The organism is Thioclava sp. F28-4 (assembly GCF_002020045.1).
GTDB lineage: Bacteria > Pseudomonadota > Alphaproteobacteria > Rhodobacterales > Rhodobacteraceae > Thioclava > Thioclava sediminum.
Map to the genome: position 1 here is coordinate 108,427 of NZ_MPZQ01000005.1, position 18,665 is coordinate 127,091.

Genomic DNA, 18,665 nt, shown 5'->3' on the forward strand with positions numbered 1-18,665 from the left:
TGGGCCAAGGCGAAGTGTCAGAGCTTCGCCTTGGCCCAAAATCATTCCGGGGGTGTGATTTCGTGGATAGGAGCGGCAGCCCCTGCCCCGCTCAGAGATGCGCGAGGTAGCTCGTCACGGCGGGGCGCACGCTGGATTGGCCAGCATTGCGCGCCTGCTGGATCACCTGCCGCAGCTCGCCCAGATCGGCGCGACGGATCAGGTGTTTGACCGGACCGATCGAGGCGGGCCGCATCGAGAGCGTGCGGATACCGAGCGCCGCGAAGGTCAGCGACTCGATCGGGCGGCCCGCATCCTCGCCGCAGAAGCTGAGATGGGTGTCCGAGACCGCGCAGCGCGCGATGATCCGTTCGAGGAAGTTCAGGAACGACCCGTCGAGCGTATCGTAGCGGCGGCGCACCCGTTCGTTTTCGCGGTCGGCGGCGAAGAAGAACTGCTTCAGGTCGTTGCCGCCGATCGAGATGAAATCGCAATCGCGGTAGAAGCTGTCGGGCGCGAAGCCGAGGCTCGGGGTTTCCAGCATCGCCCCGATGCGCAACTCCTCGGGGACGGGGCGGCCCATCTGCGCCTCGCGGTCGCGGACCCGCAGCAGCGTGTCGCGCGCGGCGTAGAATTCCTCGGGCAGCGCGATGAAGGGGAACATGATCGAAGTCGGGCGGCCGTCGGCGGCGCGCAGAAGCGCCTGCAGCTGCATCCGCAGGATCCCCGGCTTGTCGAGCCCCACCCGCAGCGCACGCCAGCCCATCGCGGGGTTCGGCTCGTCCTGCGGCTTCATGTAGGGCACGACCTTGTCGGAGCCGATATCGAGCGTGCGGAAATTCACCCGCTTGCCGTCGGCGGCATCCATCACCCGCTTGTAGAGCTGCACGAGTTCATTGCGGCGCGGCACCTTGGTGCGGGTCAGGAATTGCAGCTCGGTGCGGAACAGGCCCACCCCGTCAGCGCCGGAGCCCTTCAGCGAGGGCAGGTCCGCCATCAGCCCCGCATTCATCATCAGCGAGACGGTCTGGCCCGATTTGTCCATCGCGGGCTGGTCGCGCAGCGAGGCGTAGCGTTTCTGCGCCTCCGCCTGCATCGCGATCTTGTCGCGGAAGGCATGGGCCACGCTTTCCTCGGGGCGCAGATGCACCACGCCCTGATCGCCGTCGACGAGGATCGGATCGCCGTTCAGCGCCTCGGCGGTGATCCGGCCCGCATGGATCACCAGCGGGATCGAGAGCGCGCGGGTGACGATCGCGGCATGCGAGCCAACGGAGCCCTCCTCCAGCACCACGCCCTTGAGCTTGCGGTCATAGTCGAGCAGCTCCGCCGGACCGATATTGCGCGCCACCAGAACCGGATTCTCCGGCATCTCGGCGCCGGTATCGCTACCCTGTCCCGTCAGTTGCCGCAGCAGGCGGTTCGAAAGGTCGTCGAGATCGTTGAGCCGTTCACGCAGGTAGGGATCGGGCGCCTTGCGCATCCGGTCGCGCGCGGCGTTCTGTTCCTTCTCGACCGCGGCTTCGGCGGAAAGGCCGGCGGCGATGTCTTCGAGCATCCGCCGCTTCCAGCCCTTCGAGGCCGCGAGCATCTTGAAGGTTTCCAGCACCTGCCGCTGATCCTTGTCGATCAAGGTCGGGCTGGCCAGCATCTCGTCAATCTTGCCGCGCAGTTCGGTGATCGCCTCTTCGAGGCGCGCAGCCTCGGCCTCGGGATCTTCGGCGACCGGGTTCGTCACGACGACGCGCGGCTCGTGCAGCCAGACGCGCCCCTCGGCCGCGCCCTCCTGACCCGTCGCGCCGCGGAACATGACCGGGAAGCGATGCGTCGCGCCGATCTCGGAATTCTCGCCGCCGGTGAAGGCACCGAGTTCGGTCATTTCGGCCAGCACCATCGCGACGACCTCGAGCCCGTAAAGTTCGTCATCCGAGAAGCTGCGCTCGTCCTTCGACTGCACGACCAGAACGCCCAGCTTCTCGCCCACGCGCTGGATCGGCACGCCGACGAAGCTGGAATAGATCTCTTCGCCCGTCTCCGGCATGTAGCGGAAGCCCGGCTCGGAGGGTGCATCGGCGGAGTTGATCGGACGACCCGACCGCGCCACCCGACCGACGAGACCCTCGCCCAGCCGCATCCGCGTGTGGTGGACAGCCTCTGCCTTCAGGCCTTCGGTCGCGCACAACTCGAGCGTTTCGGGATCGCGGAACAGGTAGATCGAGCACACTTCGGTGCCCATCGAATCCGCAATGATCTGCGTGATGTGATTGAGCCGGTCCTGCCCGTCGCCCTCTGTGGCCAGCGTATCGCGCAGGCGTCGCAACAGCGTGCGACTATCACTTTCGCTCAGTTCCACCATCCGCGCAGGTTGCCCCTGTTGCTGCGGCCCTTCGGGTTACTCAGGCCTTGTCGAGTTCGAAGGCATCATGCAGGGCCTGAACCGCCAGTTCCAGATATTTGCGGTCGACCAGCACCGAAATCTTGATTTCCGACGTAGCGATAACCTTGATGTTGACGTTTTCAGCGGCCAGCGCCTTGAACATCTTCGCCGCGACCCCCGCGTGGGAGCGCATACCGATGCCCACGACGGAAATCTTTGCCACGTCTTCGTCGGCGACCAGCTCGTCGAACTTGATCAGCCCGGCGTCGCGGGCGTCTTCCATCGCCTTGCGGGCGCGGGCGACCTGATTGACCGGGCAGGAGAAGGTCATGTCGGTGACCTTGACCTCATGCTCGGCCTGACGCTCGGAGATGTTCTGGACGATCATGTCGACATTCACCCCCGCATCCGCGAGCGGTCCGAAGATCGCGCTGGCGATGCCGGGGCGGTCTTCGACCGTCACGAGGGTCATTTTCGCTTCGTCGCGGGAAAAGGCGACGCCGGAGACAACTTTCGATTCCATGATTTTATCCTCGTCGCAGACCAGAGTGCCCGAATTCTCCGTGGTTTCCTCGAAGGAGCTTAGCACGCGCAGCGGCACCTTGTAGCGCATCGCGAGCTCGACCGAGCGGGTTTGCAGAACCTTCGCCCCGAGGCTCGCGAGTTCCAGCATCTCCTCGAAGGCGATGCGGTCGAGCTTGCGCGCCTTGGAGGAGACGCGCGGGTCGGTGGTGTAGATGCCGTCGACATCGGTGTAGATGTCGCAACGCTCCGCGCCGAAGGCGGCGGCGAAGGCCACGGCGGTCGTGTCGGAGCCGCCCCGGCCGAGCGTGGTAATCCGGTTTTCCGGCGAGAGGCCCTGGAAGCCCGCGATCACCGCGACCTTGAAGCCTTCGGAGAATTTCTGGTCGAGATTTTCGCGCGGGATCGACACGAAGCGCGCCGCGCCATGCGCCGAGGTCGTGTTGATCGGCACCTGCCAGCCCTGCCAGCTGCGCGCGGAGACACCCATCTCCTGCAGGCGCAGCGACATCAGACCGGCCGTGATATTCTCGCCCGAGGCGACCACGGCGTCATATTCGCGCGCGTCATAGAGCGGCGAGGTCGTCTCGACCCAGTTGACGAGTTCATTGGTCTTGCCCGACATCGCCGAGACAATCACGATGACATCGTAACCGCGTTCGACTTCGCGCTTCACCTTTTCGGCAGCGTTGGCGATCCGGTCGAGATCGGCGACGGAAGTACCGCCGAATTTCATCACCAGAATGGGCATGGAAATCCCCCTTGGGCAGAGTCGGGCCTCTGCTAGCTCAAGCCGTTGGGCCGCGCAAGAGATTTGGCGTTTCGAGGGTCTCAGATCGGCGCTGGGGCGCTGCCCCTCTTCGCTCGCGCGAATTCACCCCGGGATATTTGGAAAGAGCGAAAAGGGTCAGTTCGTCTTGCGCGTGGACAGGAAGGGCAGCGGCAGAACCGGCAGCCCGTCCTCCAGCATCTTGCGCGCCTCTTCGGGTTTCGCCTCGCCGTGGATCGCGCGTTTCTTGGCGGTGCCTTCGTGCATGGCGCGCGCTTCGGTGACGAAGTTCATGCCGACGTAATCGGAATTCTTCTCGATCTCGCGACGCATCGCGGCGAGGGCCTGTTCGGCCTCGGATTGCGGCTGCGAAAGGGGGCGTTCGGCGGCGGGCTCGCCCGTCTTGCGCGTCTGTGCGACAGGCGGCGCCATCAGGGATTTCTCGACCTTTTTCGAACCGCAGATCGCACATTCCAGCTGGCCTGCGGCTTTGAGCGCCTCGAACCCGGAGGCCGAGGGGAACCAACTGTCGAAGCGGTGCTCATTCTCGCATTGCAGCGTATAACGGATCATGTCTGCATCTCCCGGATGCATATGGAAATAAGCGTTTCGCGCCGCGATGCAAGCGCATCGCCGTCGCTCAGAGCCGTGCGAGGAGCGCCTTAGCAAGGCTTTCGACATCGGCAGGCGGACCGAGAGCCCCCCGTGCGGCACGCGCCATTTCGGCCTGCGCGTCGGCGTCGAGCGTGGCAAAGGCGGTCGCAATATCGGCTTCGGTTTCGCAAAGCCGCGCCCCGCCTGCCGCATCGAGCGCGGCATAGGCATCGGCGAAATTCGCGACATCGGGGCCGTGCAGCAAGGCGCAGCCGAAGCCCGCGGGCTCATAGGGGGTATGGCCGCCCTTTTCGACGAGCGAGCCGCCGACGAAACACAGGCCTGCGCTCGCATACCAGCGGCCCATTTCGCCCAGAGTATCGGCCAGATAGACCTCCGCCGTCGGAGGCTCGTCCTTCGAGCGAGTGGTATGACGCAGCCCGGCCCTGGCGATCAGCGCCGCGATCTCGGGCGCACGGCGCGGATGGCGTGGAGCGAGGATCAGGCGCAGGCCGGGGCGGCGCGCGCGCGCCTTTGCGAAGGCGGCAAGGATCGGCGCGTCTTCTCCCTCATGGGTCGAGGCAGCCAGAACCGTATCGCTGCGCGGCCAGTCGAGCGGCGTGCCGGGCGCGACGGTGATCGCCGTCTTGAGATTGGCGGGGGGCATTAGCCGCTCTCGCGGCAGGCCGAGATCGACGAACCGCGCCTCGGACCCCGCATCCTGGGCCGAGAGCGCGGTGATCTGGGCGATCATCGGCTGCGCGATCCCGATCTTCGCCCAGCGCGCGGCAGAGCGGGCCGACATCCGCGCGCCGATCACGAAGATCGGCCGCGCCGCATCGGCCATCAGAGCCATGCGGTTCGGCCAAAGCTCGTTCTCGACCACGACGAGCGCGTGGGGATCATGCCGCGACAGGAACCTCCGCAGCACCGCCCGATGATCGAGCGGCGCCATGCGGATCGCGATGCGCGGATCGGCCCAGCCCTGCCCCAGCTCGCGCGCCGTCACCGTGTTCACCGTCACCAACAGGTGCACCGCGGGATCTGCGGCCAGCAGCGCATCGATCAAAGGCTTGGCGGAGGTCAGCTCTCCATTCGACGCGGCGTGCAGCCACAGACGGTGCGGCGCGGCCTTCCCGCCGCCCAACCGCTCCGCCAGGGCGGTCCGGCTCTCCCGCCCACGCAGAACGCGCCAAAGCAGCGCCGCCAGAACGGGCAGGCTCGCGATACTGACGAGAAGGCGGTAAAGGACCATGAAAGGCTCCGGCGAGATTTGCGCCATAGAACGGATCACCCCCCTCGCAGGCAAGCCCCTCCTTGCGTTTTCGCAAAGCGACTTTGCGCGAATGAACGGTCCATGGCCTTGTTTCCCGGGCGGCAGCTTGCGAAAGTCTTGCCCGGAGGCGCAGTTCGGGAGGGGCTTATGGAGCAATACGATTATATCGTGGTCGGCGGCGGCAGCGCGGGCTGCGTTCTGGCGAACCGCCTGTCGGAAGATCCGAAGAACAAGGTGCTGCTGCTGGAAGCGGGCGGGCGCGACAATTACCACTGGGTCCATATCCCGGTGGGCTACCTGTACTGCATCGGCAATCCGCGCACCGATTGGGGCTACAAGTCGAAAGCCGATGCCGGGCTGAACGGGCGCGAGCTGCTCTATCCGCGCGGACGTATCCTCGGCGGCTGCTCCTCGATCAACGGCATGATCTACATGCGCGGTCAGGCGCGCGATTACGATATGTGGGCGCAGTCGGGCAATCCCGGCTGGAGCTGGGACGACGTGCTGCCGCTGTTCAAGAAGCAGGAAGATTTCTATCGCGGCGAGAGCGATCTGCACGGCGCGGGCGGCGAATTGCGGGTGGAGGAAGCCCGCGTGCGCTGGGAGATGCTCGACACGTTCCTCGAGGCCGCCGAAGAGGCCGGCTTCCCGCGCACCGACGATTTCAATACCGGCACGAACGAGGGCGGCGGCTATTTCCACGTCACGCAGAAAGCCGGCTGGCGCTGGAGCGCGGTGAAAGCCTTCCTGAGACCCGCGATGAAACGGCCCAACCTGCGGATCGAGACCAATTCGCAGGTCGAGAAGCTGCTGATCGAGGAGGGCCGCGTCGTCGGCATCCGCTACAATCAGAATGGCCAGAGCCATGACGTGAAAGCGGGCGAAACCGTCCTCTCCGCCGGTTCGGTAGGTTCCGTGCAAATCCTTGAGCTGTCGGGGATCGGGCGCGGCGACGTGCTGTCCGAGCATGGCATCACCCCGGTGGCCGAGGTCGATGGCGTGGGCGAGAACCTGCAGGACCACCTGCAACTGCGCCTCATCTACAAGGTCTCGGGCGTCAAAAGCCTCAACACCATGTCCTCGACCCTCTGGGGCAAGGCGAAGATCGGTATAGAATATGCGCTGTTCCGCTCGGGGCCGATGTCGATGTCGCCCTCGCAAGCCGGGATCTTCACGCGCAGCTTCCCCGAGAAGGAAACGCCCGATCTGGAATATCACGTCCAGCCGGTCAGCCTCGACAAGTTCGGCGATGCGGTCCACCCCTTCCCCGGCATGACGGCGAGCGTGTGCAACCTGCGCCCCGAAAGCCGCGGCCATGTACATATCACCTCGCCCGATTTCCGCGCCCATCCCGAGATCGCGCCGAATTACCTCTCGACCGAGGGCGACCGCCGCGTCGCCGCCGAAGCGATCCGGCAGGTCCGCCGCGTCGCCTCGCAACCCGCTTTCGCGAAATACAAACCCGAGGAATACAAGCCCGGCCCGGACTATCAGACCGAGGCGGATCTCGTGAAAGCGGCGGGCGATATCGGTACCACGATCTTCCACCCCGTCGGCACCTGCCGGATGGGCTCGGATGACGGCGCGGTGGTGGACTCGCGGCTGCGGCTGAAGGCGCTGAAAGGGCTGCGCATCGCGGATGCCTCGGTGATGCCGACGATCACCTCGGGCAACACCAACGCGCCGACGATGATGATCGCCGAGAAGGCCGCGCAGATGATCCTCGAAGACGCGAAGGGCTGAGGCTCCGCCACCCCTGAAATGCGGAGGGGGCGCTGCCCCCGCTCCTTCGGAGCCCCCCGGGATATTTTCGCCAAGGGGAAGAACGGCTTTCCTTCCTCTTGGTCTAAATATCCCCGCCGGAGGCATCCGACTGCAGCCAGAGGCGCGGCGTTTCGATCACTTGGCGATGCGAGCGACCAACTCCTCGCGCAGCACGCCCTCATCGGTGCCGGTGTCGCGGGCTAGGCGCTTGAGACCGAAATGGACGCGAGCCATTTCCTGATAATAGCTGGTGAAGGCGTAGTTGACGGCCGCGCCCGCGACCGCGCCCAGAAGCGGCGCGGCTTGGGCGGCGAGTTTCTGGCCCAGCACGATCGACAGGCGCGGCGCGACCTTGGCGATAAGGGATTTCATGCTCGGCCCGGTGATCGTCGCCCGCGCGGCGAGGAAGCTCAGGTCCATCCCGTCGTCGTCTTCGAGCGGCCCGGCAGAGGCGAAAACGCGCAGACATTCCAGCCGCACTTCCTCGGACGCCGGGTCGAAGCCGTGCTCGGCGGCGATGCCTTGGATCGCGCGCAGCAGCATCGTGACCGTGAACGGCAATTCGGCGAGCGAACTGCCCAGCCCCCCGACGCCGCCCGCAGCCCCCATCGCGGTGGTCAGCGTGCGATTCATCCAGTCGGGCCGGTCCGAGACGATCCCGCGCGAGCGCTCGGCAGCGGTCATCGCCCCTGACAAGGCGCGTTCGGTCGCCCCGTCCAGCCCATTGCGCACGGGGCTGGGCAATTTGCTCAGAAGCCCTTCGGCAGAGCCTCCGACATAGCCGATCAACTGCATCACCACGCCGCCCGCCGCGCGGTGGCGTTTCGCGAGCGAGTCGAGTTGGCCCAGAATCGCCGGGTCGCTCACGGGGGGAAGAATATCTGCCATTATCGCCTCCTTGCCTTTCCCAGATATGGGGCGGCGGAGGCGCTTCGGCAATCAGTCGTCTTTCTCGACTTGGCCTTTGACGCCGTCCCATGCGCCGGGCACCAGTTCGAGGCCCAGAACGCGGTCGGGGTTGGTGGGCGGCGGCATCTCCACATCGTGGAGCTTCTCGAAGCCAAAGCGTTTGTAATAGGGCGCATCGCCCACCAGCAGCACCCGCTCCCAGCCCAGATCGGCAGCGCGGGAGAGGCTTTCATGCATCAGGATACCGCCCAGCCCTTCGCCCTGCCGCGTCGGGTGGACCGCGATCGGCCCAAGTAGCAGCACGCGCTTGCCGCCGACCCTGACCGGCCAGAAGCGGATCACGGCAGCGAGGATACCATCCTGGCGCAGCGTGAGGCAGAGCTCCCGGACCGAGTCGACCCCGTCGCGAAGGCGATAGGAGGACAGCGCCGTGCGGCCCGGCGCGAAGCAAAGGTCGTAGAGCGCCTCGACCTCCCACCAGTCCTCTGCCGTCTCTTGCGCGAGCTCGTGCATCGCCGCCCCTTTCAGGCTGCCCCTTTCCTGCGCGGTAGCATGCGCTAAGTTCGGGATCAAACAGGAGAAAGCATGTTCTATCGCACTTCGGATGGCCACCCTCTCGCCCATAACCCGTTCAATTCCATCGTCGCCCCGCGTCCGATCGGCTGGATTTCGACGCGCAGCGAGATGGGCGATAACCTCGCGCCCTACTCCTTCTTCAACGCGGTCGCCTATACGCCGCCGCAGGTGATCTTCTCCTCGACCGGTGTGAAGCCCGACCGCGACGGCACGAAGGACAGCGTCTCGCAGCTGCGCGAAGCGGGTGTGTTCTGCGCCAATCTCGTGACCTATGCGCTGAAGGATCAGATGAACGCCTCCTGCGCCAACTATCCCGCGGGCACGGATGAGTTCGCCGAATGCGGGATCGAGAAGGCGGAATGCGAGACGATAGATTGCCCGCGCGTGGCGGCGGCGCCGGCCTCGCTCGAATGTCGCGTGGTGCAGGTGATCAAGTTGCTGGGCGAGGGGAATTACCTCGTGCATGGCGAGGTGACGGGCATCCATATTGCGGACGATTGCCTGAAGGACGGGCTCTATTCCCCGCCCGATCGTCTCGTGCGGCTCGGCAATCGCGGCGATTACGCAGCTGTCTCGGAAACCTTCGAGATGCTGCGGCCTAAGCTCTGACCCGTGCGCGCGCCCGGCTGCGGCGGCCTTCGACAAGCGTGTAGAGGCCGCTCGCCACGATCAGCGCCGCACCCACGATCATCGCCGCATCGGGCCGCTCGCCGAACACCACCGCACCGAGGATCAGCGCGAAGATCAGGCGGGTGTAGCGGAAGGGCGTGATGACCGAGACCTCGCCCATCCGCATCGCTTTGGTCAGCGACCAATAGGCGAGGCTGCCGAAGGCCACCGCACCGGCCACGTCGCGCAGCGCAAAGAGATCGGGCGTCGTCACACCGCCGAAAATCAGCAGGATCAGGACACCGGTCGGGATCAGCATCATGAAACCGTAGAAGCTGAGCTGGAAATTCGACAGGACCGGCGGGCAGGCGCGCGTCGCCAGATCGCGCCCCGCAAAGCCCAGCATCCCCAGCACGGTCCAGAGCGCTGCCGGGACGAAACCGTCGAGGCCGGGGCGCAGCACGATCAGCACCCCGAGGAACCCGATCCCCACCGCGACCCAGCGGCGGATGCCGACGCGTTCGGAAAACACCACCGCCGCGCCTGCGACGACGACCAGCGGCGTTGCCTGCAGGATCGCAGAGGCATTGGACAGCGGCGTCAGCGCGATCCCCAGCGTGTAGCCGAGACGCCCCACCACTTCGAGCGCGAGCTTGATCAGGAGCGGTTTCGAGGCGAGCGCCGGATGCAGCAGTCGCTGCCCGCGCGCGGTGATGAGCACTGCGAAGACCGCCATCCCGCCGAGGCCGAACAGCATCAGCACCACGCCGACCGCGAGATGGGTCGAGGCGGATTTGACGAACATGTCTTCCATCGCGAAGGCCGCCATCGCAACGACCATCAGCACCGAGCCGCGGATATTTTCCATAGATCCTCCCGTGGGGACTCCCATATCCCCCTGCGCCGATAGACCGCGCGGCAAGTGGCTGCAATCCCTCTTTCCTCCCGGGGCCGTGGCGCTTAGGCTCGCCGCGACGCGGAAAAGACAGGCGAAGGATGCGCAGAATGGACAGAATGATCGGGGTGATCGGCGGCTCGGGCGTCTATCAGATCAACGGGCTCGAAGGGGCCGAATGGATCACCGTCGAGACGCCGTTCGGCGCGCCCTCCGATCAGGTACTGACCGGCACGCTGGACGGTGTGAAGATGGCCTTCCTGCCCCGCCACGGGCGCGGCCATGTCGAGACGCCGACCACCGTCCCCTACCGCGCCAATATCGCCGCGATGAAACAGCTCGGCGTGACCGATCTGATCGCCGTCTCCGCCGTGGGCTCGCTGAAGGAGACCTATGCGCCGGGCGATTTCTTGATCGTGGACCAGTATATCGACCGCACCTTCGCCCGCGAGAAGACCTTCTTCGGCCCCGGCATGGTGGGCCATGTCTCGGTGGCCCACCCCGTGTGTGCAGAGCTGTCGGCCGCCTGCGCCGAGGCCGCGCGCAAGACCGGCGTGAGCGTCCATGAGGGCGGCACCTATGTCGCGATGGAGGGGCCGCAATTCTCGACCAAGGCCGAGAGCGAGCTTTACCGCCAATGGGGCGCCGATGTGATCGGCATGACCGGCATGCCCGAGGCCAAGCTCGCCCGCGAGGCGGAGCTGCATTATGCCTGTGTCGCGATGATCACCGATTACGACTGCTGGCACCCCGATCATGATGCGGTGGATGTGGCGCAGGTCGTTGCCGTCGCGATGAAGAACGCCGATAAGGCGCGCGATCTGGTCGCGGCTCTGCCCGGTCTGCTGAAAGGCCCTGCGGGCGATTGCGCCACCGGCTGCACCCACGCCCTCGACAGCGCGATCATGACCGCCCCCGACAAGCGCGTCCCCGAGATGGCGCGCAAACTCAAGACCATCGCGGGCCGCGTGCTCGACCTCTGAGGATCCCATGACCAACGTCAAAGACTATATCCGCACCATCGCCGATTTCCCTCATGAGGGGATCATGTTCCGCGATGTGACGACCCTCTTCGCCGATCCGCGCGGCTTCCGCATGGCGATCGATCAGTTGCTGCACCCTTGGGCGGGCCAGCAGATCGACAAGGTGGTGGGTCTCGAGGCGCGCGGCTTCATCATCGGCGGTGCGATCGCGCATCAGCTGTCGAAAGGCTTCGTGCCGATCCGCAAGAAGGGCAAGCTCCCGGGCCAGACGATTTCGCAGGCTTATCAGCTGGAATATGGCGAGGCGGTGATGGAGATGCATGAGGATGCGATCAAGCCCGGCGAGAAGGTTCTGGTCGTCGACGATCTGCTGGCCACCGGCGGCACCGCGCAGGCGGGCATCCAACTGATCGAGCGCGTCGGCGGCGAGATCGTGGGCCTCTCCTTCATCGTCGATCTGCCGGAACTGGGCGGACGCAAACTGCTCGAAGATCGCGGCATGAATGTCAGCGTTCTGTGCGAATTCGAGGGGGCGTGAGCCCCCGTCCCGTCCCCGCCATTCTCGCCGTCGTGATCCGCGACGGTCAGGCGCTGCTGGTACAGCGGGCGAACCCGCCAGATGCCAGGCTCTGGGGCTTTCCCGGCGGCAAGGTCGAGTTCGGCGAGACGCTTCTTGCCGCGGCAGAGCGCGAATTGCTTGAAGAGACCGGCGTGCAGGCGCGGGCCACCCATGCCTTCAACGCGCTCGACGTCCTCGCCGAGGATGGGGAGGGCACGCTGGAACATCACTTCGTGCTGGTCGCGGTCGAATGCCAGTGGCAGGCCGGAGAGCCGGTCGCGGACGACGACGCGCTGGATGCGCGCTGGGTCGATCTCGACCGGATGGAGGGGGACCTGCCCCTCAGCCGCGACGTGGCGCGGATCGCGCGGCAGGCCGCCGCGCTGGGACCGCGTTAACGTCTTTCTTACGCGAATCGACTTACCCTGACCGGGCCTGATGGTTCGGCTGCTTGCAATGACACGTGAACCAGAACGCCGCGCTCCGCCTGCTCTCCTGGCGGGGCGCGTTTCTCTTGACCCTCAGCGCTCCGCCAGCACCGCGCCGGGGTTGAGAATGCCCTTGGGGTCCAGCGCCGCCTTGATCGCGCGCATCGCGGCCAGTTTGCCCGGATCGCCGTAACACTCCAGATCGCCCACTTTCAGCCGCCCGATCCCGTGCTCGGCCGAGATCGAGCCGCCGAAACGGTCGACCAGATCGTAGACCGTTTCGGGGATCGCGCGGCGCAGGTTCTCGTATTCCTTGCGGTCGCGCCCCTCGGCGGGGAAGGCGTTGAAATGCAGGTTGCCGTCGCCGACATGGCCGAAGCAGTTGATCCGGATATTGCCGAGGTCGAGAAGCGCGCCGCGCGCCTCTTCGATGAAATCCGCCAGTTTCGGCAGCGGCAGCGAGATGTCATGGCTCGAGATCGACCCGATCCGCTTGTTCGCTTCCGGAAGGCTCTCGCGCAGGGACCACATCTGGGCGCGCTGGCTCTCGGAACTTGCGATCACGCCGTCGCTGACCAGTCCCTCGGCCGCCTCGAACAGCTCTGCCAGCGCCTCCTCCGGTGCCAGCCCTTTGGGCAGACCGATCTCGATAAGCACCGACCAGTCGGGGCGCGCCTCGAAAGGTTGATGCACCTCCGGCCCGACCTCGTCGAGAAAGCGCAGCCCCTGCCCCGAGATCATCTCGAAGGCCGACACGCAGCCCGGCATCCGCGCCTCGGCCAGTTCCAGCAGTTCCAGCGCGGCGGCGGGGCTTTCGACCACCATCATCGCCGTGCCGACCGCCGCCGGGCGCGGGAACAGCCGCAGGGTCGCCGCCGTGATGATCCCGAGCGTGCCCTCGGACCCGATCAGCAGGTCCTTCAGATCGTAGCCGGTATTGTCCTTGCGCAGATGCTTGAGGCCGGAGATCACCGTGCCATCGGCCAGCACCGCCTCGACGCCCAGACACAGCTCGCGCGCGTTGCCATAGCGCAGTACGTTCACCCCGCCCGCATTGGTCGCCAGCACACCGCCGATCCGGGCAGAGCCCTGGCTTGCGATCGTCAGCGGGAACAGCCGCTCCGCGCCTTCCGCCGCCTGCTGGGCCTCGAGCAGCGTCGCGCCGGCCTCGATCTCCAGAACATGGCCGGTGACCGCACGGACGGCATTCATTTTTTCGAGGCTCAGGATGACTGGCACGGGACCGTCTTCGGTGATCTGGCCACCGACCAGACCGGTGCCGCCGCCATAGGGCAGCACCGCGACGCCCGCCGCGTGACAGTGCTTCAGAACCGCTGCGACCTCTTCGGTCGACGTCGGCTTGACCAGAACTCCGCCGAGACCGTGATACCGCCCACGCGGCTCTTCCAGATAGGACGCGCCCGGCGCCCCGAGGCTCAGGCCCGGCACCGCGTCCCGCAGCGTCTCGACGAAACTCTCATCAGCAGCGGTGCGCATCTCTGCCTCCTTCGGCTTGGTTCAAGTATCCCGGGGGGCTGGCTGCGCCAGCGGGGGCAGAGCCCCCTCGACCGCTCGCCCCGCACCATGTCGCGCGGACGCAGGCGTTCCTATCGGACATCCGTCCGTCCCCGGCGATCCGAGCGCAGGTTGGAATAAAGGACATGATTGCGCCAGCGCCCGTTGATCTGCAGGTAGCTCTGCGCAACACCCTCATATTTGAAACCGGACTTCTCCAGCACCCCGCGCGAGGCCGCGTTCTCCGGCAGGCAGGCCGCCTCAATGCGGCTCAGGTCGAGCTTCGTGAAAGCGTAATGAACCACGGCCTCGATCGCCTCGCGCATATAGCCATGACGCGCGTGGCGTTGGCCGATCCAATAGCCCAGCGTGCCCGCCTGCGCGGGCCCACGCCGGATATTGTCGAGCGTGATCGCCCCCAGAAAAATGTCATCGCGGCGCGAGAACAGGAAGACGGGAACGGCGGTGCCATTCGCGATCGCGCGCGCCGCCCAATAGACCCGGTTCGAGAACGCCTTGCGGCTGAGGTGGTCGGAGGACCAACTCGGCTCCCACGGGGTCAGGAAGTCGCGGCTGTCCTCGCGCAGGCTGGCCCACGGACGATAATCCCCATGCTGCGGCGGACGCAGGATCATTCGATCCGTATCGATCCGCAGCTGACGACGACGCGCGAACATCAGGCGGCGAGCCTTTCGCGCAGCTCCCCGAGCTCGGGCGCATCTTTGACCGGGCCGTAAAGCGCCATGGCCGTGCGCCCGCCGATGGCGAGCCGTTCGCCGAAATCGCGCACCGCATCGCGGGTGACGCTGTCGATCCGCGCCGAGGCCTCGTCTATCCCGGGCACGCGGCCCCAGATATAGAGGCTGCGCGCCATGCGTTCGGCACGCGCCGAGGCGCTTTCCAGCCCCATCAGAAGCCCTGCCTTGATCTGGGCGCGGGCGCGGGCGATCTCGACCTCGGTCATGTCTTCGGCCGCGCGTTTCAGCTCGTCGATGGTCAGTTCGGCCAGACCGCGGACCTCGTCGCCGGAGGTGCCCGCATAGACGGTGAACATGCCGGTGTCCTCGTAGGCGCCTGCCTGCGAGAAGATCGTGTAGCACAACCCGCGTTCTTCGCGGATCTTCTGGAACAAGCGCGAGGACATGCCCCCGCCCATCGCCACCGAATAGACCTGCGCGGTGTAGAGATCAGCGTCGCGATAGCTGGGCGACTCAATACCAAGCGCGAAATGCGCCTGTTCGAGCTGTTTGATCTCGCGCCGCTCGTTGCCGATCCATTTCGCGGGATAGGGCGCGGGGTTCAGCGCGGGGCGCAGGTCGCCGAAGATATCTTCGGCGCGTTTCACGATCTCCGCGTGATCGACCGCACCAGCCGCCGAGAGGATCATCTGATCGGGGCCGTAATGTTCGGTCACGAAAGCCGAGAGATCGTCGCGCGCGAAGCTGCGGACCTTCTCCGCCGGGCCGAGGAGCGTGCGGCCCATCGGCTGATCGGGATACGCGGCCTCCTGCAGCCAGTCGAAGATCACATCGTCGGGCGTGTCGAGCGACTGGCCGATTTCCTGCAGGATCACGCCGCGCTCCACCTCGATCTCGCGCTGATCGAAGACCGGGTTCAAGAGGATGTCCGAAATCACGTCGAGCGCGAGCGGCACGTCCTCGGCCAGCACGCGGGCGTAATAGGCGGTCATCTCGCGCGAGGTATAGGCGTTGATATAGCCGCCCACGTCCTCGATGGCTTCCGCGATCTGCAGCGCCGAGCGCGTCTTGGTGCCCTTGAACGCCATGTGCTCGAGGAAATGCGCGATGCCGTTCTGCTCGGGGCGCTCGTGGCGCCCACCGGCCGTGATCCAGACGCCGATCGCGGCAGAGGCGAGGCCCGGCATCGACTCGGTGATGATGCGCAGACCGTTCTTCAGGGTGGTCATTTCGATCATGTGCGGCGGCGCTCCCGGATCAGGGCTTCAAGGTCTGCAAGGTCATTCGGCACGCGGGTCACGCGCTCCTCGCGGGTGAACAGGTCGGCCATGCGCGGCGGCAGGTCGGGACGGATGCCCGTCGCCTCTTCCACCGCATCGGGGAATTTCGCGGGATGCGCGGTGGCGAGCGTGATCATCGGCGTGGCCGGGTCGCGCGCGACCGCCGTTTTGCCGACGTTCACGCCGACCGCCGAATGTGGGCAGAGCAGCTCGCCCGTCTCCTTGAGCGTGTCGCCGATCTCTTCCATCGTGCGCGCCTCGCCGACCGAGCCGCTGTCATAGATATCGCGCAGCGCACCGATGGCGTTTTCGGAGACGGTGAAGGAACCTTCGGTTTTCAGCTCGTCCATCAGCTTCTCGATCGCGGCCCCGTCCTTGCCATAGGCCCAGAACAGCGCGCGCTCGAAGTTCGAACTCACTTCGATATCCATCGACGGCGAGATCGAGGGCGTGACGCCCTGCTTGGTGTAATCGCCCTTCTCGAGGCAACGATGCAGAATGTCGTTCTGGTTCGTCGCGATCACCAGACGTTCGACCGGCAGGCCCATTTCCTTCGCAAGGAAGCCCGCAAAGATATCGCCGAAATTGCCGGTGGGCACGGTGAAGGAGACCTTGCGCTGCGGCGCACCGAGCGCCACGGCCGAGGAGAAGAAATACACGATCTGCGCCAGCACACGGGCGAAGTTGATCGAGTTCACACCCGCCAGACCGACCTCGTCGCGGAAGTCGAAGTCGTTGAACATGTCCTTCAGCTTGCCCTGACAATCGTCGAAATCGCCATCCAGCGCGAGCGCGTGGACATTGCTCTCGATGGGCGTCGTCATCTGGCGGCGCTGCACTTCGGACACACGGCCATGCGGGAAGAGGATGAACACATCGACATTGTCGAGCCCGCGAAACGCTTCGATCGCCGCCGAGCCGGTATCGCCCGAGGTGGCGCCGACGATGGTGATCTTCTGATTGCGCTTTTGCAGTTCGATCTGGAACAGCTGCCCGATCACCTGCATCGCGAAATCCTTGAACGCAAGCGTGGGGCCGTGGAACAGTTCCAGCAGGAAGTGATTGGGCGCCAGCTGCACCATCGGCGCGCGGGCGACATGGCCAAAGCCGGAATAGGCACGGGTGATGGCGCCGCGCAGTTCCTCGTCCGAGAAGGTCTCGGAGACAAACGGCTTCATCACGCGGAACGCGACTTCCTCGTAGGGCTGCCCTGCGAGCGCGGCGATCTCATCGGCGGAGAACTGCGGCACGGTCTCGGGCACGTAAAGCCCGCCGTCGCGGGCAAGCCCCGTCAGCATCGCATCGCCGAAATTCAGAACCGGGGCTTTGCCCCGAGTGGAAACATAACGCATCGTCAATCCTCAGGCCTGTTGCCGCCTGATACGCCAGAGAAGAAAGATTGTCATCCCAGCCCAGACGATTGCGAGCAAAAACCAGGTGATTGCGTAGCCGAGGTGGTCATTCGGGATGCCGGTGATGGTGACTGGGACCGGCGTTATGCCCTGCGCGGCGCCTTCGACGGTGCGGGTGACGATCAGGATCGGCTCGGTCCCGAGCTTGGCGGCCATCGCGGGAACGTCGCGGGCAAACCAGATGCCGGTCTTGGCATCGGGCTCGGGCGTGTAGCTGTCAGTCTCTTCTGGCCAGTGCAGGTTGCCGGTGACGCTGAGCGCCGTGGCGGGGCGGTCGGTGCCCTTTTCGCCCTCGGGGATGAAGCCACGATCGAGCAGGATCTTGCGGCCCTGATCGGTCTCGAACGCGTCGATGACCCGGTAGCCCGCGCCGACGCCCTTCTGGCCCGAGAGCACGAGGATCTCCTGCCCCGTCGTGCGCCCGCTTACCGTGACGGGTTCGTATTTCAGCGGCTTGGTGTCGGTGCCCTTGGTCGGCAGCGCCTGCGGCTGGCCTTCGATCTTGGCGGAAATCTCGGCCAGCATCGCCTCTTTCCAGCCCAGCCGCTGCACCTGCCAGATACCGAGCGAGATCAGGATCGCGCAGCCGACGATGCCCAGCAGTAGCGGAAAGATGTAGCGTTTCATCAAGCCTCCAACAAAGCGGCGCGAGGGTCGCCCCCCGCGCCGATCTGCGCATTTGCGTGTTAATGCCGGGGGCGCTTACGCGCTGCCCCAGATATAGATCGAGGCGAACAGGAAGAGCCAGACCACATCGACGAAGTGCCAGTACCAAGCGGCGGCCTCGAAGCCGACATGCTCGTTCTGGGTCATCTGGCCTTTGACGATCCGGATCAGGCAGACCAGCAGGAAGATCGTCCCGATAATGACGTGCGCCCCGTGGAAGCCCGTCGCCATGAAGAAGTTGGCGCCGTAGATATTGCCCGCCAGACCGAAGGCCGCGTGGCTGTACTCGTAGGCCTGCAGCACCGTGAAACAGGCACCGAGGATCACCGTCAGGATTAGGCCCTGCTTGACTTGGCTGCGGTCGTTTTCATGGACCAGCGCGTGGTGTGCCCAAGTGAGCGTCACGCCCGACAGGAGCAGGATCACGGTGTTGATCAGCGGAAGGTGCCACGGATCGAAGGTCACGATACCTTCGGGCGGCCAGACGCCATCCTGAATGGGGCTCATCGGGCCCATCGGATACATGGCGTGCTTGAAGAAGCTCCAGAACCAGGCCGCGAAGAACATCACTTCGGACATGATGAACAGGATGAAGCCATAGCGCAGGCCGATCCGCACCACCGGGGTGTGATCGCCCACTTCGCCCTCGTGGACTACGTCCGACCACCAGCCATACATGGTGTAGAGCACCACGAGCAGGCCGCCGAAGAAGACGTAATGGGTAATGCTCTGCATCCAGAGCACCGCCCCGAAGAGCATGATGAAGCCGCCCACGGCGCCGAGGAAGGGCCAGATCGAGGGTGGTAGGATGTGGTAGTCGTGGTTCTTTGCGTGGGCCATGCGTCTCCCTCCGA

General features: G+C 65.5%; 18 protein-coding genes. 5 read left to right on the top strand and 13 right to left on the bottom strand.

Annotated elements, in window-relative coordinates; genetic code table 11:
• Nucleotides 1-91 precede the first annotated feature (91 nt).
• The 4 genes from ptsP to BMI87_RS12330 form a co-directional block, all read right to left on the bottom strand.
• Entirely contained in the window at nucleotides 92-2,335 is a 2,244-nt protein-coding gene (ptsP, locus tag BMI87_RS12315; RefSeq protein WP_078521834.1) for a phosphoenolpyruvate--protein phosphotransferase, read from the bottom strand.
• A gap of 40 nt (nucleotides 2,336-2,375) precedes the next feature.
• Nucleotides 2,376-3,629 (bottom strand): aspartate kinase, encoded by a 1,254-nt coding sequence (locus tag BMI87_RS12320; RefSeq protein WP_078521836.1) that lies wholly within the window; start codon nucleotides 3,627-3,629, stop codon nucleotides 2,376-2,378.
• Between the two features lie 156 nt (nucleotides 3,630-3,785).
• Nucleotides 3,786-4,220 carry a DUF1178 family protein gene (locus tag BMI87_RS12325; RefSeq protein ID WP_078521838.1) on the bottom strand — a complete coding sequence of 145 codons (435 nt, stop codon included), beginning with the start codon at nucleotides 4,218-4,220 and terminating at the stop codon, nucleotides 3,786-3,788.
• A gap of 67 nt (nucleotides 4,221-4,287) precedes the next feature.
• Nucleotides 4,288-5,496, bottom strand: a complete 1,209-nt coding sequence (locus tag BMI87_RS12330) for a 3-deoxy-D-manno-octulosonic acid transferase (RefSeq protein ID WP_078522118.1) — start codon at nucleotides 5,494-5,496, stop codon at nucleotides 4,288-4,290.
• Nucleotides 5,497-5,664: 168 nt separating this feature from the next.
• Here BMI87_RS12330 and BMI87_RS12335 point away from each other — a divergent pair, with 168 nt between their 5' ends.
• The gene (locus BMI87_RS12335) at nucleotides 5,665-7,260 is read left to right on the top strand and encodes a GMC family oxidoreductase (protein ID WP_078521840.1); all 1,596 of its coding nucleotides are present in this window, start codon (nucleotides 5,665-5,667) and stop codon (nucleotides 7,258-7,260) included.
• 156 nt (nucleotides 7,261-7,416) lie between these two features.
• Here BMI87_RS12335 and BMI87_RS12340 read toward each other — a convergent pair whose 3' ends face one another.
• Entirely contained in the window at nucleotides 7,417-8,169 is a 753-nt protein-coding gene (locus tag BMI87_RS12340; RefSeq protein ID WP_078521842.1) for an EcsC family protein, read from the bottom strand.
• Between the two features lie 51 nt (nucleotides 8,170-8,220).
• The gene (locus BMI87_RS12345; protein WP_078521843.1) at nucleotides 8,221-8,703 is read right to left on the bottom strand and encodes a GNAT family N-acetyltransferase; all 483 of its coding nucleotides are present in this window, start codon (nucleotides 8,701-8,703) and stop codon (nucleotides 8,221-8,223) included.
• Between the two features lie 72 nt (nucleotides 8,704-8,775).
• On the opposite strand from BMI87_RS12345, the gene BMI87_RS12350 reads away from it, so the two are divergent.
• Complete coding sequence (locus BMI87_RS12350) at nucleotides 8,776-9,375, top strand: flavin reductase family protein (RefSeq protein ID WP_078521845.1); 600 nt, start codon at nucleotides 8,776-8,778, stop codon at nucleotides 9,373-9,375.
• Here the strand turns inward: BMI87_RS12350 and BMI87_RS12355 are convergent.
• Nucleotides 9,365-10,243, bottom strand: coding sequence for a DMT family transporter (locus BMI87_RS12355; protein WP_078521847.1), 879 nt, complete (start codon nucleotides 10,241-10,243; stop codon nucleotides 9,365-9,367). The genes BMI87_RS12350 and BMI87_RS12355 overlap by 11 nt on opposite strands.
• A gap of 137 nt (nucleotides 10,244-10,380) precedes the next feature.
• Between BMI87_RS12355 and BMI87_RS12360 the strand changes: the two genes are divergently transcribed.
• From BMI87_RS12360 to BMI87_RS12370, 3 genes are read left to right on the top strand one after another with little or no spacing between them, the layout of a single operon-like run.
• The gene (locus BMI87_RS12360; protein ID WP_078521849.1) at nucleotides 10,381-11,253 is read left to right on the top strand and encodes an S-methyl-5'-thioadenosine phosphorylase; all 873 of its coding nucleotides are present in this window, start codon (nucleotides 10,381-10,383) and stop codon (nucleotides 11,251-11,253) included.
• Between the two features lie 7 nt (nucleotides 11,254-11,260).
• The gene (locus BMI87_RS12365) at nucleotides 11,261-11,791 is read left to right on the top strand and encodes an adenine phosphoribosyltransferase (RefSeq protein WP_078521850.1); all 531 of its coding nucleotides are present in this window, start codon (nucleotides 11,261-11,263) and stop codon (nucleotides 11,789-11,791) included.
• Nucleotides 11,788-12,210, top strand: coding sequence for an NUDIX hydrolase (locus BMI87_RS12370; protein ID WP_078521852.1), 423 nt, complete (start codon nucleotides 11,788-11,790; stop codon nucleotides 12,208-12,210). The genes BMI87_RS12365 and BMI87_RS12370 overlap by 4 nt, the downstream gene beginning before the upstream one ends.
• A 123-nt stretch (nucleotides 12,211-12,333) precedes the next feature.
• Here BMI87_RS12370 and BMI87_RS12375 read toward each other — a convergent pair whose 3' ends face one another.
• From BMI87_RS12375 to BMI87_RS12400, 6 genes are all read right to left on the bottom strand, one after another.
• A complete protein-coding gene (locus tag BMI87_RS12375; protein ID WP_078521854.1) occupies nucleotides 12,334-13,737 on the bottom strand; it encodes an FAD-binding oxidoreductase in 1,404 nt (467 codons plus the stop codon).
• A 110-nt stretch (nucleotides 13,738-13,847) separates the two neighbouring features.
• Nucleotides 13,848-14,432: a GNAT family N-acetyltransferase gene (locus BMI87_RS12380; protein ID WP_078521856.1), complete on the bottom strand. Its 585-nt coding sequence runs from the start codon at nucleotides 14,430-14,432 to the stop codon at nucleotides 13,848-13,850.
• Entirely contained in the window at nucleotides 14,432-15,691 is a 1,260-nt protein-coding gene (locus BMI87_RS12385) for a pitrilysin family protein (protein WP_078521858.1), read from the bottom strand. The genes BMI87_RS12380 and BMI87_RS12385 overlap by 1 nt, the downstream gene beginning before the upstream one ends.
• Complete coding sequence (thrC, locus tag BMI87_RS12390) at nucleotides 15,688-17,085, bottom strand: threonine synthase (RefSeq protein WP_078521860.1); 1,398 nt, start codon at nucleotides 17,083-17,085, stop codon at nucleotides 15,688-15,690. The genes BMI87_RS12385 and thrC overlap by 4 nt, the downstream gene beginning before the upstream one ends.
• 9 nt (nucleotides 17,086-17,094) lie before the next feature.
• Nucleotides 17,095-17,775 (bottom strand): SURF1 family protein, encoded by a 681-nt coding sequence (locus BMI87_RS12395; RefSeq protein ID WP_078521862.1) that lies wholly within the window; start codon nucleotides 17,773-17,775, stop codon nucleotides 17,095-17,097.
• A 72-nt stretch (nucleotides 17,776-17,847) separates the two neighbouring features.
• A complete protein-coding gene (locus tag BMI87_RS12400; RefSeq protein ID WP_078521864.1) occupies nucleotides 17,848-18,651 on the bottom strand; it encodes a cytochrome c oxidase subunit 3 in 804 nt (267 codons plus the stop codon).
• Between the last annotated feature and the right edge of the window lie 14 nt (nucleotides 18,652-18,665).